Here is a 20,860-nt window from a genome sequence, read left to right as displayed (position 1 = left end):
TTCGTTCGTGTTATAACCAGTTTGTTGTTTGTGTTACCTGGTCTACTCACACGTAGTGTGTGTGAGTGATCGGTGTATTAGTACCAGTCAGCTACACACATTACTGTGCTTCCACGTCTGGCCTATCAACCCTATAGTCTGTAGGGCACCTCATGGAAATCTCATCTTGAAGCAGGCTTCCCGCTTAGATGCTTTCAGCGGTTATCCTTCCCGAACGTAGCCAACCAGCCATGCACCTGGCGGTACAACTGGCACACCAGAGGTTCGTCCGTCCCGGTCCTCTCGTACTAAGGACAGCCCTTCTCAAATTTCCTACGCACGCAGCGGATAGGGACCGAACTGTCTCACGACGTTCTAAACCCAGCTCGCGTACCGCTTTAATGGGCGAACAGCCCAACCCTTGGGACCGACTCCAGCCCCAGGATGCGACGAGCCGACATCGAGGTGCCAAACCATGCCGTCGATATGGACTCTTGGGCAAGATCAGCCTGTTATCCCCGAGGTACCTTTTATCCGTTGAGCGACCGCGATTCCACAATCCACGGCCGGGTCACTAGTCCCAGCTTTCGCTCCTGCTCGACACGTCCGTCTCACAGTCAAGCTCCCTTGTGCACTTACACTCAAAACCTGATTGCCAACCAGGCTGAGGGAACCTTTGGGCGCCTCCGTTACTCTTTGGGAGGCAACCGCCCCAGTTAAACTACCCATCAGGCACTGTCCCTGAACCCGATCAGGGTCCGAAGTTAAGGAATCCAGAATGGCCAGAGTGGTATTTCACCAATGACTCCACACACACTAGCGTGCATGCTTCCTAGTCTCCCACCTATCCTACACAAGCCACACCGAACACCAATACCAAACTGTAGTAAAGGTCTCGGGGTCTTTCCGTCCTGCTGCGCGTAACGAGCATCTTTACTCGTAATGCAATTTCGCCGAGTTCGTAGTAGAGACAGCAGAGAAGTCGTTACGCCATTCGTGCAGGTCGGAACTTACCCGACAAGGAATTTCGCTACCTTAGGATGGTTATAGTTACCACCGCCGTTTACTGGGGCTTAAATTCTCCGCTTCACCCAAGGGTTAACGGGTCCTCTTAACCTTCCAGCACCGGGCAGGCGTCAGTCCGTATACATCGACTTACGTCTTCGCACGGACCTGTGTTTTTAGTAAACAGTCGCTTCTCTCTGGTCTCTGCGACCACCACCAGCTTTCACCGCAAAAGGCTAATACCAGGATGGTCCCCCTTCTTCCGAAGTTACGGGGGCAATTTGCCGAGTTCCTTAACTACGATTATCTCGCTCGCCTTAGTATTCTCTACCTGACTACCTGTGTCGGTTATCGGTACGGGCGGATCAAACCTCACGTCGATGCTTTTCTTGGCAGCATAGGATCACCAGATCACTCCACCACGTGGAGTGCCCATCAGCTCTCAACCATAAAGTCATCCGGATTTACCAAGATGACGGCCTACAACCTTAGACTGCGACAACCATCGCGCAGCCTGGCTACCTTCCTGCGTCACACCTGTTAACACGCTTACCTACAACACGCTCAGGTCCTACCCACACCCACAACCACACCCCGAAAGGTGTTCGGTAAGTGTGAGTAGTTAGTCTCACATGATTCGGTATGGACGGTTTTTCACCGGTACGGGAATATCAACCCGTTATCCATCGACTACGCCTGTCGGCCTCGCCTTAGGTCCCGACTTACCCAGGGCGGACGAACCTGCCCCTGGAACCCTGAGTCATCCGGCGGACGGGATTCTCACCCGTCTTTCGCTACTCATGCCTGCATTCTCACTCGTATAGCCTCCATCACTCGTTCACACGGCAACTTCACCGGCCACACGACGCTCCCCTACCCAACACCACGGCCGTTAAACCTTTTAACGTGGTGTTGCCACAACTTCGGCGGTGTACTTAAGCCCCGCTACATTATCGGCGCGGAATCACTTGACCAGTGAGCTATTACGCACTCTTTCAAGGGTGGCTGCTTCTAAGCCAACCTCCTGGTTGTCTTCGCAACTCCACATCCTTTCCCACTGAGCACACGCTTAGGGGCCTTAGTTGATGGTCTGGGCTGTTTCCCTCTCGACTACGAAGCTTATCCCCCGCAGTCTCACTGCCACGCTTACACTTACACGCATTCGGAGTTTGGCTGACGTCAGTAACCCGATAGGGCCCATCAGCCACCCAGTAGCTCTACCTCGCATAAGCAACACGCAACGCTGCACCTAAATGCATTTCGGGGAGAACCAGCTATCACAGAGTTTGATTGGCCTTTCACCCCTAACCACAGATCATCCCCCCAGTTTTCAACCTAGGTGGGTACGGGCCTCCACGACGTCTTACCATCGCTTCACCCTGCCCATGGCTAGATCACTCCGCTTCGGGTCTAGAACACGCGACTACCACGCCCTATTCGGACTCGCTTTCGCTACGACTACCCCACACGGGTTAACCTCGCCACGTATCACTAACTCGCAGGCTCATTCTTCAAAAGGCACGCCATCACCCCAACTTGGGGGCTCTGACGGATTGTAAGCACATGGTTTCAGGTACTATTTCACTCCCCTCCCGGGGTACTTTTCACCATTCCCTCACGGTACTATCCACTATCGGTTACCAGGAAGTATTTAGCCTTACCAGGTGGTCCTGGCAGATTCACACAGGATTACACGAGTCCCGTCCTACTCGGGAATCAGTCACACCACAACACACGCATTTCAGCTACAGGACTCTCACCCACTACGGTTAGCCATCCCAGACTATTCACCTACACGCACATCACGGCACCACTCCATGCTGAGAGCAGAAAAACCAACCCCACAACACCATGCATGCAACACCAGCACGCTTACACACACACGGTTTAGGCTCATCCACGTTCGCTCGCCACTACTAGCAGAATCATTATTATTTTCTCTTCCTATGGGTACTGAGATGTTTCACTTCCCCACGTTCCCCCCTACCACCTATACATTCAATGGCAGGTCACTACACATCACATGCAGCGGGGTTCCCCCATTCGGACACCCTCGGATCACCGTCCGTTCACCAACTCCCCGAGGCTTATCGCAGGTCACCACGTCCTTCATCGGCTCCTGATACCAAGGCATCCACCATGCGCTCTTACACACTCACCACACTTTATAAACGTGCAGCAAACCAGATAACACACAACAACAAACAATCACGACGATCATTCATCAGATGCTCGCGTCCACTATTCACAAACAAAAACAACAACAAGAAAAACACACAACAGTCTGTTCCCCCACAACCCAACAACGTGCCCACCCATGCACTACATGCCCCATCCAAAGAGCACACAACACACGCACACAACACACCACAAAGAATGCACTGTGAGAGTTTTTGTGACGTTCCACCCAAAAATAAGCACCACACACAACACGCGTGGCTTACCCACCCAAACGGGTGGTTGCTCCTTAGAAAGGAGGTGATCCAGCCGCACCTTCCGGTACGGCTACCTTGTTACGACTTAGTCCCAATCACCAGTCCCACCTTCGACGGCTCCCCCCACACAGGTTAGGCCACCGGCTTCGGGTGTTACCGACTTTCGTGACTTGACGGGCGGTGTGTACAAGGCCCGGGAACGTATTCACCGCAGCATTGCTGATCTGCGATTACTAGCGACTCCGACTTCACGTAGTCGAGTTGCAGACTACGATCCGAACTGAGACCGGCTTTAAGAGATTCGCTCCACCTCACGGTATCGCCACCCTCTGTACCGGCCATTGTAGCATGCGTGAAGCCCAAGACATAAAGGGCATGATGATTTGACGTCATCCCCACCTTCCTCCGAGTTGACCCCGGCAGTCTCCCATGAGTTCCCACCATCACGTGCTGGCAACATAGAACGAGGGTTGCGCTCGTTGCGGGACTTAACCCAACATCTCACGACACGAGCTGACGACAACCATGCACCACCTGTACACCAGTCAAAAAGAAAACCACATCTCTGCGATGGTCTAGTGCATGTCAAGCCTTGGTAAGGTTCTTCGCGTTGCATCGAATTAATCCGCATGCTCCGCCGCTTGTGCGGGCCCCCGTCAATTCCTTTGAGTTTTAGCCTTGCGGCCGTACTCCCCAGGCGGGGCACTTAATGCGTTAGCTACGGCGCAGAATCCGTGGAATGGACCCCACACCTAGTGCCCAACGTTTACGGCATGGACTACCAGGGTATCTAATCCTGTTCGCTCCCCATGCTTTCGCTCCTCAGCGTCAGTAACAGCCCAGAGTCCCGCCTTCGCCACCGGTGTTCCTCCTGATATCTGCGCATTTCACCGCTACACCAGGAATTCCAGACTCCCCTACTGCACTCTAGTCCGCCCGTACCCACTGCACGCGCACCGTTAAGCGGCACGTTTCCACAGCAGACGCGACAAACCACCTACGAGCTCTTTACGCCCAATAATTCCGGACAACGCTAGTACCCTACGTATTACCGCGGCTGCTGGCACGTAGTTAGCCGGTACTTCTTCTGCAGGTACCGTCACTTTCGCTTCTTCCCTACTGAAAGAGGTTTACAACCCGAAGGCCGTCATCCCCCACGCGGCGTCGCTGCATCAGGGTTTCCCCCATTGTGCAATATTCCCCACTGCTGCCTCCCGTAGGAGTCTGGGCCGTGTCTCAGTCCCAGTGTGGCCGGTCGCCCTCTCAGGCCGGCTACCCGTCGTCGTCTTGGTAGGCCATCACCCCACCAACAAACTGATAGGCCGCGAGCCCATCCCTTACCAAAAAATCTTTCCTACACAACCATCCGATCACGCAGAATATCCGGTATTAGACCCAGTTTCCCAAGCTTATCCCGAAGTAAAGGGCAGGTTACTCACGTGTTACTCACCCGTTCGCCACTAATCCACCCCAGCAAGCTAGAGCTTCATCGTTCGACTTGCATGTGTTAAGCACGCCGCCAGCGTTCGTCCTGAGCCAGGATCAAACTCTCCACAAAAAACAAGAAAGAAAAACCCCAGCACCCAAAAAGAAAAGACAAGAAAAATAATCAAGCCAAATCAATCTGAGAACCAGAAAAAATAAAATAAACTGGCATCACAAAAACAAACAAACACGCTATTGAGTTGAAAAAGAACACACACACAAAAACACTCACCAACACACAGCCGGCTCACGCTAAAGGTGGTTTTGTTCACCAGGGCTTCACTCGCTCGTAGTGAGTTGTTCGCCTTGGCGACGGATCTTTACTCTATACCATTCGAGACAGCTTTGCAACTTCAGTTTTAAGTGATCTGAAACATGCTGCGATCGAGTTGATCTGGAGTAAGATTCGGCTCTCTAGCTCGTTACCTCGCTGAGAGCAACGTTGAAAACTCTATACCGATTCGCCTGAGGTTTGCAAGTCGTTTTGCCCACTTTTTTCTGCGGGCCCCGAATACCTCGCTACGCGCCATACGAGAGCGACACCAAGAGGGAGCAAAACTACAAGGGACCACACACCAAGAGCTGACGCAATTACGCCGTTGAATGGTGTACCGGCTGGCCAGAACAGCAACGTGATTCCAGCTGCCGCGTTGAAGAGGCCGTGGGCAAGCGCTGGAACCCAAATGGAACCTGATGCGCCGTACAGGTAGGCAAACAACGCACCTAAGCCCATGCACGAAACCATCATGAGTGCCACGCCGGGCAGTCCGAACAACCCAAAGTTGTACCCCATCATGATCATGGGAGCATGCCACAGCCCCCAGATCGCACCGCCTATGACCACAGCCCACATGAAGCCAAAGCGCTGAGTCAACGCAGGGTACAAATAACCGCGCCAACCCAGCTCCTCCCCCACTGCCGGTAGTGCGTTGAAGATGGCACCCACAGGAATTTGCGCGAACTGCAGTACTAAGAAAAGCGCAAGAGGAATGCCCAAGGCCGATGCTGACTGGTGTGCCAGAGTATGTCCGTTCGCCGGCCACACGGGTGTCGCAATAGTGATAACAAGCGCGATGAGTAAGCTCACGCACAGCGTTGCCACAAGCCCCATGAGAAGTCGACGAACGTATGGCCAGTTTCCTGCTACACGCGGACCAAACCCTGGCACGTCCACTGGTCGACTGGCCCCCAACAGCGGAAATACGCGGGAAAACTTCACGCCACTGACCAACAGTGTGATCACTGCGGCAATGCCGGGCGTGAACATCATGGCAATGCCGCACGCCTGCGCGACCAGGCTCTGCGTGAACTGTTCTTCTTCCGTGGGCATAGGGCCGGACCCCGGGTCCCCGGTTTCTTTGACCGCAGGAAGTGTGGGCGACAGATCGATCCCCATCAACCAGATGGGCAACGTCACGAGCCATGCGAGTGCTAGCGCAAGAACGACATACAGTCCGATGGCCTTTCCACTAACCGGAAGGGCCTGGGCACCGTTGTCGAACTTTTTCACCGCAGACATGCTACTGCGAGCGTCTTCTTTCCACGTCGTAGGAGTGCCACCGCGTGATCGCCTGCGGCCAGGAATTGGTCCGCGGTCATCATATGGTCTTCGGATTCGACCTTGACGTTGTTGATGTACGCGCCACCCTGCTGGATCGCTTTACGTACTTCGCCCTTTGATTTGAGCTGTCCAGTCTGAGCGAACGCATCGACGAACAGGTCAACGACGTTGATGCCGGCTGCTAGGGCAGCTGAGTCAATGTCGGTTCCAGGAAGGGCCGAGGTGGCGCCTGCAATCGTAGGTTCGTCAAGTTCGGTGAGTTCCCCGCGTCCGAACAAAGCGTCGGCGGCGGCAAAGGCCTGGTCAGTGGCTTCTTTTCCATGCACGAGCTCTGTAACATCTCGCGCGAGTGTTTTCTGCACAAGCCGCGTGTGGGGAGCTTCTTTGAACTGTTCGATGATGTCGTTGATTTCGTCGAGTTCACGAAGCGAGAACACTTTGAGGTAGCCCGGGGCGTCAGCGTCGGCGGTGTTGAGCCAGAACTGGCTGAATGCGTATGGACTGGTCAGTGCGGGGTCAAGCCACACGGTGCCGGTTTCCGTTTTACCGAACTTGGTTCCGTCAGCTTTTGTGATGAGTTTGATGGACATCGCGTGGACACTGGTTCGTTCGACGCGACGAATCAGGTCAGCCCCACTCGTCAGGTTGCCCCACTGGTCGGAACCACCGGTTTGGAGGGTGATTCCGTAGCGACGGTAGAGCTCGAGGTAGTCGTTTCCTTGGAGCAGCTGGTAGGCAAATTCGGTGAACGAAATTCCCGCGTCCGAATTCAACCGAGCAGACACCGCTTCTTTTGCGAGCATGCGGTTGACTGAGAAGTGTTTACCCACATCGCGCAAGAAGTCGAGCACACTGATGTCGCCGGTCCAGTCGTAGTTGTTGACCATGGTGGCGGCGTTGGGGCCCTCAAAATCGAGGAACGGCTGGATCTGGGCTCGAATTTTTTCGACCCACCCTTCGACGACGTCACGCGGGTTGAGTGAACGCTCAGACGTCATCCGAGGGTCACCGATCAGCCCGGTAGCCCCACCCACCAACATGAAAGGCGTGTGTCCGGCCGCCTGCAGGCGCCTGGCAATAAGAATCTGGACAAGGTTACCCATGTGAAGGCTGGGAGCGGTGGGGTCGAAGCCCACATAGAACTTCAGTGACTCTTCTGACAGTGCTTTGCGCAAAGCATCTTCGTCGGTCGTCTGAGCGACAAGCTCACGCTTGACTAGGTCACTAAAAATGTCCACGGTTACCTTTCCTACTTCCTGTTGCCATTCTGCATGACAGTGCTCAGTCTAATCCAGCTGATCCGCCCGAGGTGGTTGCCCCGAATTCTCGGAGGCGCGCCAGTTCCGCTCGGGCGTTGGAAAGTTGTTGTTCAACAGCCGACTGAGCGGTTCCTCCCTTGGCGTTGCGCGAGTTGATCGACCCCAGGGTGGTCAGCACGCTACGCACGTCCGAGTTGTAGTGCTCAGAAATGCTTGCGTAGTCGTCATCGCTTAAGTCCCACAGTTCGACACCACGGGATTCGGCCAGTTTCACGGCGGCACCTGACAGTTCGTGTGCCACACGGAATGGAACTCCTTGACGCACCAACCATTCGGCAACGTCAGTGGCAAGTGCGAACCCGCGCGGCGCCAAATGCGCCATGCGTTCGGTGTTGAACTTCAGGGTGGCGACCATTCCGGTGAAAGCTGGAAGCAGAAGCGTGAGTGTGTCGACTTGGTCGAACACTGGCTCTTTGTCTTCCTGCAGGTCACGGTTGTATGCCAGTGGCTGAGCCTTGAGTGTTGCCAAAAGACCGGTGAGGTCACCGATGAGACGCCCGGCCTTTCCGCGCGCGAGCTCTGCCACGTCCGGGTTCTTCTTTTGAGGCATGATCGAAGATCCAGTGGAGAACCGGTCGTCGAGTTTGACGAAGCCAAACTCTGCGGTTGCCCACACAATGATTTCTTCACTCAGACGCGACAGGTCCACCCCGATCATGGCCGCGCAGAACGCGAATTCTGCGAAGACATCGCGGCTGGCGGTTCCGTCGATCGAGTTTTCTACTGAGTCGCTGAATCCAAGCTCAGCAGCCACAGCTTGCGGGTTAAGTCCCAGCGATGAGCCGGCAAGCGCACCCGAACCGTACGCGGATACGTCTGCGCGCTTGTCGAAGTCGATCAGACGGTCCACGTCACGCATGAGCGGCCACGCGTGGGCCAGTAGCTGGTGTGCCAGCAGAACGGGCTGCGCGTGCTGCAGGTGCGTGCGCCCAGGCATAGGCGCGTCGATATGCGCCTGGGCTTGTTCAATCAGGGCCTCAACCGTGTCCAACACGAGGGAGGAGATAATGCGTGCCGAGTCGCGCAGGTACATACGCCCCATGGTGGCGATTTGGTCGTTACGCGACCGCCCGGCACGCAATTTGCCACCCAGTTGCTGACCGGCAATCTGGAGAAGACCGTTTTCCAGCGCGGAGTGGACGTCTTCATCACCTTCGTCGGGCACGAACTCCCCGGAGTTCACGCGCGCTTCCAGTTCGTCCAGTGCACTAAGCATTCCGCGAAGTTCGTCTTCGTCCAGAAGCCCGGTTGCGTGCAGAACGCGTGCGTGAGCACGTGATCCGGCGAGGTCGTAGCTGGCGAGTCGCCAGTCAAAGTCGGTGGACTTTGACAGTTTTGCTAGTGCGTCGTCGGGGCCGTCTGCGAAGCGTCCACCCCACAGGCTGATGCCGGTCATAGTTCTCCTTAGTGTGAGTAGCCCAAGCGCTGGTTACGTGCGGTGGCCTGCTTTGAGGACAGACCGTAAATGTCGATGAAACCGCGCGCTGCTGACTGGTCGAAGGACTGGCCTTCATCGTAGGTGGCCAGGTTGAAGTCGTACAGGGTGTTTTCTGAACGACGACCAGTGACGGTTGCGCGTCCGCCGTGCAGGATCATGCGGATGTCACCGGATACGTGTTCCTGGGTGTCGTCGATGAACGCGTCGAGGCTGCCCTTGAGTTCTGAGAACCACTGGCCGTCGTAGACAAGTTCGGTCCAGCGCTGGTCAACCGTGCGCTTGAAGCGTGCCTGTTCGCGTTCCAAGGTGATGTTTTCGAGCTCTTGGTGAGCAGCGATCAGGGTCATGGCACCGGGTGCTTCGTACACTTCGCGGCTCTTAATTCCCACGAGGCGGTCTTCGACGATGTCGATACGCCCGATTCCCTGACGTCCGGCACGTTCGTTGAGTTGCATGATCGCTTCGAGTGGGGTCACGGCGTTGCCGTCGATGGCCACAGGGATTCCCTTTTCGAAGGTGATGATGAGTTCGTCGGCCGGTGGTGGGAATGCCGGGTCGTCGGTGTAGTCGTATACATCCTTGGTGGGGCCGTTCCAGATGTCTTCGAGGAACCCAGTTTCAACTGCACGTCCCCACACGTTCTGGTCGATTGAGAACGGGTTGTTCTTGGTGGTGACGATGGGCAGTTCGTTGCGTTCTGCGTACTCAATAGCAGCCTCACGGGTCAGGGCCAGGTCACGCACGGGTGCAATGGTCTTGAGCTCGGGAGCAAGCGACGTAATCGCCACTTCGAAACGCACTTGGTCGTTACCTTTACCGGTGCATCCGTGGGATACCGTCGATGCACCGAACTGCTTGGCTGCTGCCACCAGGTGCTTGGCGATCACGGGACGCGACAGGGCCGACACGTTTGGGTAAGCCCCCATGTACAGCGTGTTTGCCTTCAGCCCTGGCATGCAGTATTCGTTTGCGAACTCGTCACGCGCATCGGCGACGTAGGCCTCAACGGCACCACAGTCCAACGCGCGCTGACGGATCGTATCCAGGTCTTCGCCACCCTGGCCCACATCCACGGCCATTGCAACGACCTCGGCGCCGGTAGCTTCCTGGATCCACCCAATAGCCACGGACGTGTCCAGACCACCCGAATATGCAAGAACAATACGTTCAGTCATGTTTACTCCTTGTCTTCCGCGCCAGCCAGGCAAATGAACTGGTTGGCAATGTCTTTTCCACCTTGTGGGTCTGCTGAAATGATGAGAACTGTGTCGTCGCCGGCGATTGTGCCGATGATTTCGGGAATCACCGAATGGTCGATCGTGGAGGCGAGGAACTGGGCCGCTCCTGGCGGGGTGCGCAGCACTGCGAGGTTCGCCGACCATGTGGCCGACACCAGCAGTTCTTCTAAGTGCCGCTGAAGTTTCGCGTCCAGGACGTGCCCTTTGACCCCTTGCTCAAGGGAGCGGTCGCCTCCTTCACCGGGAACAGCGTATGCGCTACCTTCCGGTGTGCGCACTTTGATGGCGCCCAGCTCCACCAGATCGCGAGACAGGGTCGCCTGGGTGACTGCGATTCCGGTGCCGGCCAGAAGCTCGATGAGTTCAGTCTGTGAGCGCACGTGGTTGCGTCGAATGATGTCGATCAGCAGAGCGTGCCGGGCGGCTTTTGTTCCGGGAATCGCGTTCGCGACGCCATTGGTTTCGTTTGTGTCACTGGCCCCGTTTTTACTCACGCGCCACTCCCCTGTTCGCCACTCCCCTGCGATTGCGCCATGAGCCACGCCATGAGGGCCTTTTGTGCGTGCAGGCGGTTTTCGGCTTCATCAAACACGACCGACTGGGGGCCGTCGATGACCTCTGCGCTCACTTCGTATCCGCGGTATGCGGGCAGGCAGTGCATGAAGATGGGGTTATCGCCCAAGTCCATGAGTTCCTGCGTGACGGTGTAGGGGGTGAAGGGCGACTGGGCGTCGTTGCGCCCGTGGGCGTCCTGCCCCATGGATACCCATGTGTCGGTGACCAGGATGTTTGCGCCCGAGGCGGCTTCCTGTGCGTCTGTTGTGACAGTGACGCTTCCGCCGGTTTGGGTGGCAAGTTCACGTGCTTCGTTAAGTACGTGGGTGGCTGGGTGGTAGCCCTCTGGCGCTGCGATGCGCACGTGCATTCCGGCGTTGACGCAGGCTAGTGCGTACGAGTGGGCCATGTTGTTGGCACCGTCACCAAAGTAGCTCAAGGTCAGGCCCGCGAGCCCGTTTCCCTCACCGGTTGACCGGTGTTCACGGATCGTGAGCAGGTCTGCCAGCAGTTGGCACGGGTGGTAGTCGTCGCACAGCGCGTTGATGACGGGCACTGTGGAGTTCTGCGCCATCTTTTGAAGTCCTTCGTGGGCGAAGGTGCGCCACACGATCGTGGACGTCATGGACGACATGACGCGCGCGGAGTCCTCGATGGTTTCTTTGTGCCCGATTTGGGATTCACCGGGGTTGATGATGAGTGGCTGGCCACCCAGTGCGGCGACACCCGCGGCAAAGGACACGCGTGTGCGGGTTGAGGTCTTGTCGAAAATGATCGCAACTGTCTGGGGCCCGGCGTACGGCTTGTGTGAGTACGGGTTGGCTTTGAGTTCAGCGGCCAGATCGAGTACTTCGTTGAGTTCGGCCGGGCTGAGGTCGGTGTCTTTGAGGAAGTGTCTGGTCATGCGATGTCCTGAAGAATCTGTGGAATCGAGTGGATGAACTCATCGATCTGGCTACTAGTCACAATAAGTGGTGGCGCGATGCGGACTCGCTCCGGGGTGGCCGGGTTGACGATGATTCCGTGTGTAAGCGCCGAGGTCGCAAAGGCTTTCGCTCCCCCGTTGGATTCGAATGAGAGCAGAAGGCCACTGCCCCGAACGCCGGTGATGCCACCCTGGTTTTCGAGGCTGTTGCGCAGGTGTTTGCCGGTTTCACGGACGTGTTCTAGTAGTCCGTCGCGTTCGATGACGTTGAGAACGGCGAGTCCGGCTGCGGTTGCGACAGGGTTACCACTGTAGGTGGAGCCGTGTTCGCCAGGTGCCAAGAGTTTCGTCACGGCCGTCCCGAATGTGAGGGTCGCGGCAAGTGGAATTCCTCCGCCAATCCCTTTAGCCGAGGTCACCACGTCTGGCACGACCCCTTCCCCAATGTCTGGGTTCTGGAAGGCGTACCAGTATCCGGTGCGTCCAATCCCGGTCTGGACTTCGTCAAGGATGAGAAGAGCTCCGGCCGCCGAGGTGGCCTCCCGTGCCGCTGTCAGGTAGCCGGCCGGGTGGGGACGGACCCCTGCTTCACCTTGGATGGGTTCGATGATGACGGCTGCGCAGGTGTCGTCGATGGCGCGGGTAAGCGCGTCGATGTCACCGTGCGGAACGTGCTCGACTCCTGGGAGGAGTGGGTTGAAAGGTTCACGGTAGGCGGGTTTGTGGGTCACGGAAAGTGAGCCAAGGGTTCGTCCGTGGAATCCGCCTTCGACGGCCACGATTTTTGGGCGTCCGGTTTTACGCGCGATTTTCAGCGCCGCTTCGTTGGCTTCTGATCCGGAGTTAGAGAAGTACACCGACGAGCCTCGGGGCGCGTTCGCTACCTTGAGCAGTGCATGCGCGAGCTCGATCTGCGGATCGGATGCGAAGTAGTTCGAGATGTGGCCCAGTGTGAGCATCTGGTTGCTCACGGCTTTCACCAGGTCAGGGTGTGCGTGTCCTAATGAGTTGACCGCGATTCCTGCGAGGAAATCCAGGTACTGCTTACCTTCGGAGTCCCACACGTAGGCTCCGTCGCCGCGCACCAGCTTGAGCTGCGGTTTGCCCAGTGCGGGCAGGATTGCGTTGCTGTGTTCGTCTTGCCAGGTCATGCGTCGCCTCCTAGCACCATGGTTCCGATTCCTTCGTCGGTAAAGACTTCGAGCAAAATCGAGTGGGCGGTTCGTCCGTCTACGACGTGGACTTGGTTGACACCCGCATCGACGGCTTCCAGTGCGGCCGTCATTTTGGGGATCATGCCCGCATCGAGTGACGGCAACAGTTCACGTAGTTCCTGCGCAGTGATTTCGCTGATGAGGCTGTCGGTGTCGGGCCAGTTGGCGTACAGGCCTGGAACATCGGTGAGCATGATGAACTTGTCCGCCTTCATGTGCTTAGCGATCGCTGCGGCCGCCAGGTCGGCGTTGATGTTCAGTGGCATGCCGGGTTCGCCACCAACTTCAGCTGCAATTGAGCACACGACAGGAACCCGGCCCTGGTCCAATAGCTCATTGAGTACCTGCGTGTTGACCGCTTCAATGTTGCCCACGCGCCCCAGTTCGGTGCGTTCGACGGGACGTGCCAACAGCAGGTCAGCGTCTTCTCCGGACAGCCCAACGGCTGCATCTCCGTTTTGGTTGATGCGCGAAACAATGTCGCGGTTGACCTGCCCAGCCAGCACCATACGGCTGACGACGGCCGCCTCGGGACTGGTCACCCGCTGCCCGTCAACAAACTCACTGGGGATACCCAACCTATCCAGCATTGCCCCAATTTGCGGGCCGCCCCCGTGGACTACGATGGGGCGGATCCCAGCGAACCGCAAGAAGGCCACGTCGTCAGCGAACGACTGCTGGAGTTCGTGGGAAATCATGGCGTTGCCACCGTATTTGATGACGATGGTGGCGCCGGAAAACTTCTTGATCCACGGCAGCGCCTCGGTGAGCGTTGAGGCTTTGATCTGCGCGCGGGCCACGCGCTGGGCGGGTGAAAGTTGTGTCATGACGAGTATGCGCTGTTCTCTTCGACGTACTGGTGGGTGAGGTCGTTGGTCCACACGGTGGCCTGGTGGTCGCCTGCGTTGAGGTTGATGTCCACGGTCACGTCGCGGGTGAAAACCACGCTTTGGGGGTCGGCGTGCGGGCCGGATGCCACGCACACGGGAACCCCGTTGACCGTCACGTCGATGTTTGCTGGGTCAAATTCCGCCGAGGTGGTTCCCACCTGCGCCACGATCCGGCCCCAGTTGGGGTCCTCACCGAAGATGGCGGTTTTGAACAGGTTGGAGCGGGACACGGCCCGGGAGACTTCCACGGCGTCGGCTTCGCTGGCCGCTCCCGAGGTGGTAATCGCGATGTTGTGGGCCGCACCTTCCGCGTCGCTCATGAGTTGGCGGGCTAGGTCTTGGCAGGCCTCGGTAAGTGCTTGAGTGAAGGCGTCGAGGTCGGGGTGAACACCGCTGGCGCCTGAGCTCATGAGGAGCACGGTGTCGTTGGTTGACATGCATGCGTCTGAGTCGAGCCTGTCGAAGCTTCGGGCGGTTGCGTGGCGCAGCGCGGAGTCGAGTTCTTCAGGGGTCAGTTGGGCGTCGGTGGTGAGCACCACGAGCATGGTGGCGAGCGCAGGTGCCAGCATTCCGGCGCCCTTGGCGATTCCGCCGATTGTGCAGTCGCCCACGGACACCTCGATGTTCTTGGGAACGGTGTCGGTGGTCATGATGGCCCGGGCGGCGTCTTCTCCTCCGGTGGTGCTCAGCGCGTTGATCGCGGGCGTGATTCCACCCAGAAGAGTGTCGCGCCACGTCTGGTCCCCCACCCCAATCAGGCCGGTCGAACAGACCACGATATCGCTGGCCGTCACGGGTTCGTTGCCGGTCGCTGTCAGGCCGGCGGCGACCTCGGCGGCGGTCATCTCAGTGGTTTCATACCCAAACTGGCCGGTAAAGCAGTTGGCGCCCCCGGAGTTGAGGACAACGGCACGAGCCCCGCCACCTGCGGTGACTTTTTGGGAGAACAGAACGGGGTTGGCCTTGCATCGGTTGGACGTGTACACCGCGGCCACGGCGCGCTGGGGGCCGTCGTTGACGACGAGAGCCAGATCCGGGTGACCGCTGGGTTTGAGTCCCGCGGTGACTCCTGATGCGCGGAATCCGCGTGGTGAAGTTACGGTCACGGTGCCACTCCTTGCTGTGTGAGGCCAGTTGTTTCGTCCAGGCCCAATGCCAAGTTCATGCTTTGGATCGCTTGTCCGGCGGTGCCACGGACCAGGTTGTCGAGCGCGCACACAACGATCGCGGTTCCGGCGCGTTCGTCCACGGTGGCTTGCAGGTGCGCGGTGTGGGCGCCTGCCGTAGCCGAGGTGCTTGGCCACTGATCGTGAGGCAGGACGGTCACGAAGGGTTCGGCTTCATACGCGTCAGCCAGGGTTTGGGTGATCTGGTTGGCCGACGTGTGGGTGGGTGCGGACACGGTTGCCAGGATTCCGCGCGCCATGGGTACCAGGGTGGGGGTGAAGGTGATGCGCGTGGTGGATTGCGCAACGTCCTCGCCGATCACGTGGGCGAGGTTTTGTTCAATTTCGGGAATGTGGCGGTGGGTGCCGCCTACTGCGTACGGGCTCGCGTTGCCTAGGATTTCGCCGGCCAGCAGGTGTGGCTTGAGGGCTTTACCCGCCCCGGAGACTCCGTTGGCAAGAACTGCAGTGAGGGCGGTGTGGTCGATGAGACCAGCTTTGATAAGTGGTTGTACGGCCAGCGTGATCGCGGTGACGTTACAACCGGGTACTGCAATACGGCGGGCCTGGGCAAGGAGTTCGCGTTGCGTGGAGCCTTGGGCACGCAGCAGTTCAGGGAGACCGTACGTCCAGGTTCCTTGGTGTTCAGACTTGTAGTACGCCTGCCAGGCCTGAGCTGACTCGAGGCGATGGTCTGCAGCCAAGTCAAGGATGAGGGTGTCCGGTGAGAGTTTTTCCAGCTCAGTAGCGATTTCCCCGCTGGCCCCGTGTGGGAGCGCCAGGACAACGACGTCATGCCCGGCGAGCACCTGGGCGGTGGACGGTTGGATCTCCATATGCGCGTATTCGCGCAGGTGTGGCTGGTGGTTTCCGAGGAGTGAACCGGCAGTAGAATGGCCACAGACTGTTGTTACGTTTGCACATGGGTGTGCCGAAAGTAGCCTCAGCATTTCGCCACCGGCATATCCGGTCGCACCGGAGACGGCGACGGAAAAAGTCTTCATATGAATAACTATACATCACAGCCGAATTTTATTCACGTGAGCTGGATTGGAGGAACATGTACGCGGTACAGGCACAGCGCCCAGGAGGACCAGAAGTCCTGGAGTACGTCGAAGTAGACGACCCCACCCCGGGAGAAGGCGAGGTACTTGTCGACGTCAAAGCCACTGGTATGAACTTCATCGACACCTACCGCCGAAGTGGCATCTACCCCATGCAGTTCCCACACATTCCGGGCACTGAAGGTGCCGGTGTGGTGAGCCAGATAGGCGAAGGCGTCACGGATGTCCAGGTGGGAGACCGCGTTGCATGGCACGACGCCCCAGGTTCATACGCACAAAAAGTTGCGGTCAAGGCAGACATGTTGGTCCCCGTGCCCGGCGACATCGACTTTGACACTGCAGCCGCGATTCTTCTGCAGGGACTCACCGCGCACTACCTGGTCACGGGCTCGCACCGCATTGAGCCCGGCCAGACGGCACTGGTTCACGCGGCCGCCGGAGGCGTGGGACTGTTGCTTACGCAGCTCATTACGCACATGGGCGGAAAAGTTATTGGCACCGTGAGCACTGAAGAGAAGGCACAGCTTGCCCGCGAAGCCGGAGCCCAGCACGTGTTCTTGTACGGCGAAGGCGTTGACATCGCCCAGACTGTCCGTGACCTCAGCGACGGTGAAGGTGTCCACGTGGTGTATGACGGCGTGGGTAAAGACACGTTCGACGCGTCCCTGGACTCACTGCGCGTGCGCGGTTCACTTGTTGTGTTTGGCGGTGCGAGTGGGCAGGTTCCTCCGTTTGATGTGCAGCGCCTGAACAGTGCGGGTGGTGTCTTCTTGTCTCGCCCGTCGTTGCAGTGGTTTGTGCGCACACCTGAAGAGCTACGGGAGCGCAGCGAGGTTCTTTTCACCGGCCTGAAGGACGGCTGGTTGAAATTCCGGGTTGGCGCAACCTTCCCCCTTGACAAAGCCGCTGATGCTCACCGTGCATTAGAAGGGCGCAAAACCACTGGAAAAGTGGTCTTGAAGGCATAGACAACACACTCAAAGGAGAGAATACGTGAGCACACTCAGCACAGGCAGTGCGATCCTCACAGCGATTCGTAACTACGGTGTCGACACCGTTTTTGGCATCCCAGGAACCCACAACCTGGAGTTCTACCGGTCGCTCAAGGACTTGGGAATGCGCGTAGTGACCACCCGCCACGAACAGGGCGCCGGCTACGGATCTGACGGCTGGTCCCTCCAGACGGGACTTCCGGGGGTAGTAATTACCACCTCGGGACCGGGACTTCTCAACGCACTGTCTGCGGCTGCCACGTCATTCTGCGAATCCCGATCCGTGCTCATCTTGGCACCCGGACCAGAGCAGGGAGCGGAGTTCGCGGACAAGGGCACCTTGCACGAAACCAAGGACCAGTTCAGTGCCGCGGCGGCCATTGTCGAAACCGCGGTGCGGGTCACCAGCGCGAGCGAAGCGGTGGAAGCGGTTCACGCGGCGTTTGAGCGCTTTGCCACGGCTCGCCCGCGCCCCACCTACATTGAGGTGCCGCTCGATGTTCTGGAACAGCAGGTCCAAGCGAACTCGCTTGACCTTGAGGCGCGCACGTACCAGCGTCCGGGATGCACGGATGAAGCCCTTTTGGAGCAGGCGCGTGTGGCTTTGCGCGGTGCGTCACGTCCCGTGATTGTGGCCGGCGGCGGGTCCCGAGGTGCCGCGGAGGAACTGCGCGAATTGGTCGACACGCTGGGCGCACCGATCGTGACCACACTCAACGCAAAGGGTGTCGTGGATGAGCACCACCCGCTGTCCTTGGGTGCGAACCTTCGGTTTACTCAAGTACGCGAGTATGCGCGCACGGCCGATGTTCTGCTGGTTGTGGGCTCGAAGCTCGGTGAAGCGGAGCTGTGGGTCGAACGCTTGGAAGCCACGGGAACCGTGGTGCGCATTGATCTTGCGGAAGGGCAGATCAGCAAGAATCTCACGGCTGACATTGGCCTGGTGGGAGACGCCAAGGCCACGTTGCGTGCGCTTCTTGACGGCCTTGACGTCACGAGCCCGGCAGGTGATTTCCGGGCTGATGTCGCAGGAGCTTTGGAGGCTGCACGCGCTGAAGGCCTGGAGACTTCGCGGGAAAGCACGCTGATCGCCGAAGACATTGTTGCTGCGCTTCCGCACGACGCGATCGTGTCCACGGACTCGTCTCAGATCTGTTATTTGGGTCTGCTCAACGCGATCAAAGTGACGACCCCTAACTCCACTCCGTATATGGCCACATATGCGACTCTGGGTTACGGCCTGCCTGCTGCCCTGGGGGCGCGAATCGGTGCACCGGACCGCCCCACTTTTGCTGTTGTGGGTGACGGGGCACTTATGTTCAGTCTGCAAGAACTCATCACAGTGGTAGAACAGGGCGAAGACCTTACAGTGATCGTGGTGGACAACGGGGGTTACGGAGAAATCCGTACGAACGAGATCTCTGCCGGCATTGACCCCGTTGGAGTGGAACTCACTCAGCCAGACTGGCCACTCATGGCCGCGGCCAGCGGAGGTCACGGCGTGAGGGTGGACGACCTCGGGCAACTCAAAGACGCAGTGGCCAATGCGGTAGAAGCTGGCGGTCTGCAGCTCATCCACATTGACGCGAAACGTTACACCACAGCCGGTTAAGTTTCTGGTTCGTGGCGCAAAGACGGAGCCAAGACCAACGCACCCAGTACGCATCCGGTGAGCAGAACCCAGGCACCAAAGTAGGTGAACAGTTTGAGTTCTGGGGTCAGTGGTGGGCCAAAGTCAGCGCTCATCATGACCACACCACCCAAAATTAGTGCGGTGGCGAGAACGGTTTGGACGCCTTTGTCGACGACGTTGCGGACCAGACCCTTGATCGCACTCAAATCAACACCCGAGGTGCCGATGTCCAAGCTACCGTCCTCCAGGTGGCGCACCACGCGGGAGACCTGCGCGGGCAGGTCCAAGGCAAGGGATGACGTAGTCAGGGCGTACAGTTCGGAGTCTTTGCGCACGGTTTCTAAGGACAGGGATTCGCGCATGATGCCACTGGCTCTGGAGCGTGCCAGGTCCAGCATGTTGATGTCGGGGTCGATGTAGGCGATGCTACTTTCGAGCGTTGCCAGGGCGCGCAGGGCCTGAGCGATGGATCCGGGCAGTGAGAAGCCACCCCGGAGGAAGAATTCAAGCATTTCGTCGATCGCGGAGCTCACGGACCCGTTGCCCGACAGTGACATGAGGATCTCACCGATGTCGCGCTGTAGTTCGCGCACGTCTACGCCGGATGGGGTGCCCAGCATGTCGAGGACTGCGTGAGTTGCCGCACGGGAGTTTTGCGAATCGAACGCCATGAGGAGCACTGCGATATCGTGGCGGTCGCGCCGGTCGATGTGTCCCACTGACCCGAAATCGACCAGTCCACCACGGCCAGACGGTTCGATAATGATGTTTCCTGGGTGCAGGTCGGAATGGAACACGCCGTCGACCAACACTTGGCGAGCAATCATGATGAACAGTTCTTCTGCCAGTTCGTACCGGGCGATCGTGGACAAGTTGTCGACGATAGACCCGGCCTTTGACAAGACTTGGCCGTGAACGTGTTCCATCACGATGACGTTGGGGCCGGACAGCTCTTCGAACACTCGCGGGATTCTCATGAGTGTGCTACCGGACTCCAGTGCGGATTCGCGAAGCAGCTTCATGTTGCCGACTTCGCCACGGTAGTCCAGTTCGTCGTTGAGCGCGTCGACGAAGTTTTCAGCCAGGCGCACAATTCCCAGTTTCCTAGCCCACCCGGCCATCCGTTCGATCTGGTTAGCCAGGGTCACAACGATGTCGGAGTCCGCCCTCACCTGAGCGCGAATCTTGGGACGCTGGACCTTAACAACGACCTCGGTCCCGTCATGCATGACCGCCCGATGGACCTGCGCAACGGACGCGGCGGCAAGCGGGGTGCGGTCGAAACTCGCAAAAACCTCGTCGACGCCCCTCCCCCACTCTTCTTCCAAATCAGATTCCACTTCAGCGAAATCGACAGCGGGCACGTCGGACTGAAGCTTGGAGAACTCTTCGACGAACACAGTGGGGACGGCATCGGCGCGAGTAGCGATGAACTGCCCCAGTTTCACGAACGTCACCCCGGCAGCCGCAAACGCCTCGGCGGTCGTTTTCGCAATCTCGCGCATGTTGAGACGGAAACTTGGGACGCGCGGGCGCAGATACCTCACGAGCCCGAACCGAATGAGGATGCGCTGAATTTGCGCGAGTCTTCGCATGCGCCGGTACCGCACGGGAATCCGGGTGAGCGAACGCACCACGTTGGTCATGGAGCCTGACGGGATGATGATTTCAATGCCCAGCAGTAGCGTGATTTGGATAACCACGAACCAGCCGAAGAGCAACAGGAACACCATGATCGCTGCGAAGCCCATTTCGGGGCCGGGGAAACTGCCGTGGTCGTAAATTTTCAGGATCTCGAACGCTTGGAGCGTGATAGGCCACAGGCTCATGCCCATCACCAGGGACACGATTGTGTTGCGAAGTATGCCCGTACCCACGGATACGACGCGACGGACCAGAACACCCACGACTACCGCGTTGAGTAGTCCCAAGAGTATGGTCCACACAATCGTTTGCATGAG

General features: G+C 58.2%; 13 protein-coding genes and 2 rRNA genes. 2 read left to right on the top strand and 13 right to left on the bottom strand.

Annotation, left to right across the window (positions count from 1 at the left end):
• Positions 1-57 precede the first annotated feature (57 nt).
• The 12 genes from JOE56_RS09425 to argC all read right to left on the bottom strand — a co-directional run bounded on the left by JOE56_RS09425 (position 58) and on the right by argC (position 16,214).
• A 23S ribosomal RNA gene (locus tag JOE56_RS09425) occupies positions 58-3,146 on the bottom strand.
• A 309-nt stretch (positions 3,147-3,455) separates the two neighbouring features.
• Positions 3,456-4,977 (bottom strand): 16S ribosomal RNA (locus JOE56_RS09420).
• The 16S and 23S rRNA genes sit together here, the layout of an rRNA operon.
• 378 nt (positions 4,978-5,355) lie before the next feature.
• Positions 5,356-6,414 carry a CPBP family glutamic-type intramembrane protease gene (locus tag JOE56_RS11665; protein ID WP_204515765.1) on the bottom strand — a complete coding sequence of 353 codons (1,059 nt, stop codon included), beginning with the start codon at positions 6,412-6,414 and terminating at the stop codon, positions 5,356-5,358.
• Positions 6,411-7,703 carry a tyrosine--tRNA ligase gene (gene tyrS / locus JOE56_RS09410; RefSeq protein WP_204515764.1) on the bottom strand — a complete coding sequence of 431 codons (1,293 nt, stop codon included), beginning with the start codon at positions 7,701-7,703 and terminating at the stop codon, positions 6,411-6,413. Before tyrS ends, JOE56_RS11665 begins: the two co-directional genes overlap by 4 nt.
• A 43-nt stretch (positions 7,704-7,746) precedes the next feature.
• Complete coding sequence (argH, locus tag JOE56_RS09405) at positions 7,747-9,180, bottom strand: argininosuccinate lyase (RefSeq protein ID WP_204515763.1); 1,434 nt, start codon at positions 9,178-9,180, stop codon at positions 7,747-7,749.
• Between the two features lie 8 nt (positions 9,181-9,188).
• Positions 9,189-10,397, bottom strand: coding sequence for an argininosuccinate synthase (locus JOE56_RS09400; protein WP_102239601.1), 1,209 nt, complete (start codon positions 10,395-10,397; stop codon positions 9,189-9,191).
• A gap of 2 nt (positions 10,398-10,399) precedes the next feature.
• On the bottom strand, positions 10,400-10,954 hold the full coding sequence (locus tag JOE56_RS09395; RefSeq protein ID WP_204515762.1) for an arginine repressor: 555 nt from the start codon (positions 10,952-10,954) through the stop codon (positions 10,400-10,402).
• A complete protein-coding gene (gene argF / locus JOE56_RS09390) occupies positions 10,951-11,919 on the bottom strand; it encodes an ornithine carbamoyltransferase (protein ID WP_204515761.1) in 969 nt (322 codons plus the stop codon). Before argF ends, JOE56_RS09395 begins: the two co-directional genes overlap by 4 nt.
• Positions 11,916-13,091: an acetylornithine transaminase gene (locus tag JOE56_RS09385; RefSeq protein ID WP_204515760.1), complete on the bottom strand. Its 1,176-nt coding sequence runs from the start codon at positions 13,089-13,091 to the stop codon at positions 11,916-11,918. The genes argF and JOE56_RS09385 overlap by 4 nt, the downstream gene beginning before the upstream one ends.
• Positions 13,088-13,981 (bottom strand): acetylglutamate kinase, encoded by an 894-nt coding sequence (gene argB / locus JOE56_RS09380; protein WP_204515759.1) that lies wholly within the window; start codon positions 13,979-13,981, stop codon positions 13,088-13,090. The genes JOE56_RS09385 and argB overlap by 4 nt, the downstream gene beginning before the upstream one ends.
• Complete coding sequence (argJ, locus tag JOE56_RS09375; RefSeq protein WP_204515758.1) at positions 13,978-15,150, bottom strand: bifunctional glutamate N-acetyltransferase/amino-acid acetyltransferase ArgJ; 1,173 nt, start codon at positions 15,148-15,150, stop codon at positions 13,978-13,980. Before argJ ends, argB begins: the two co-directional genes overlap by 4 nt.
• A complete protein-coding gene (gene argC / locus JOE56_RS09370; protein WP_204515757.1) occupies positions 15,147-16,214 on the bottom strand; it encodes an N-acetyl-gamma-glutamyl-phosphate reductase in 1,068 nt (355 codons plus the stop codon). The genes argJ and argC overlap by 4 nt, the downstream gene beginning before the upstream one ends.
• A 56-nt stretch (positions 16,215-16,270) precedes the next feature.
• Between argC and JOE56_RS09365 the strand changes: the two genes are divergently transcribed.
• Together JOE56_RS09365 and JOE56_RS11660 are read left to right on the top strand one after the other, a co-directional pair.
• Positions 16,271-17,242 (top strand): quinone oxidoreductase family protein, encoded by a 972-nt coding sequence (locus JOE56_RS09365; protein ID WP_204515756.1) that lies wholly within the window; start codon positions 16,271-16,273, stop codon positions 17,240-17,242.
• A gap of 25 nt (positions 17,243-17,267) precedes the next feature.
• Positions 17,268-18,878 carry a thiamine pyrophosphate-dependent enzyme gene (locus JOE56_RS11660; protein ID WP_204515755.1) on the top strand — a complete coding sequence of 537 codons (1,611 nt, stop codon included), beginning with the start codon at positions 17,268-17,270 and terminating at the stop codon, positions 18,876-18,878.
• Here the strand turns inward: JOE56_RS11660 and JOE56_RS09355 are convergent.
• Positions 18,875-20,857, bottom strand: a complete 1,983-nt coding sequence (locus JOE56_RS09355) for an ABC1 kinase family protein (protein ID WP_204515754.1) — start codon at positions 20,855-20,857, stop codon at positions 18,875-18,877. The genes JOE56_RS11660 and JOE56_RS09355 overlap by 4 nt on opposite strands.
• Between the last annotated feature and the right edge of the window lie 3 nt (positions 20,858-20,860).

The sequence above is a fragment of the Brevibacterium paucivorans genome (genome assembly GCF_016907735.1).
Lineage (GTDB): Bacteria > Actinomycetota > Actinomycetes > Actinomycetales > Brevibacteriaceae > Brevibacterium > Brevibacterium paucivorans.
This window is presented reverse-complemented; position numbering and strand designations above follow the sequence as displayed.

Excerpts from the sequence above, each read along its gene's own strand:
- argF (WP_204515761.1), bottom strand. The coding sequence starts at position 11,919 with ATGACCAGACACTTCCTCAAAGACACCGACCTCAGCCCGGCCGAACTC.
- JOE56_RS09385 (WP_204515760.1), bottom strand. The coding sequence starts at position 13,091 with ATGACCTGGCAAGACGAACACAGCAACGCAATCCTGCCCGCACTGGGC.
- argC (WP_204515757.1), bottom strand. The coding sequence starts at position 16,214 with ATGAAGACTTTTTCCGTCGCCGTCTCCGGTGCGACCGGATATGCCGGT.
- JOE56_RS09355 (WP_204515754.1), bottom strand. The coding sequence starts at position 20,857 with ATGCAAACGATTGTGTGGACCATACTCTTGGGACTACTCAACGCGGTA.
- argB (WP_204515759.1), bottom strand. The coding sequence starts at position 13,981 with ATGACACAACTTTCACCCGCCCAGCGCGTGGCCCGCGCGCAGATCAAA.
- JOE56_RS09365 (WP_204515756.1), top strand. The coding sequence starts at position 16,271 with ATGTACGCGGTACAGGCACAGCGCCCAGGAGGACCAGAAGTCCTGGAG.
- argH (WP_204515763.1), bottom strand. The coding sequence starts at position 9,180 with ATGACCGGCATCAGCCTGTGGGGTGGACGCTTCGCAGACGGCCCCGAC.
- JOE56_RS09400 (WP_102239601.1), bottom strand. The coding sequence starts at position 10,397 with ATGACTGAACGTATTGTTCTTGCATATTCGGGTGGTCTGGACACGTCC.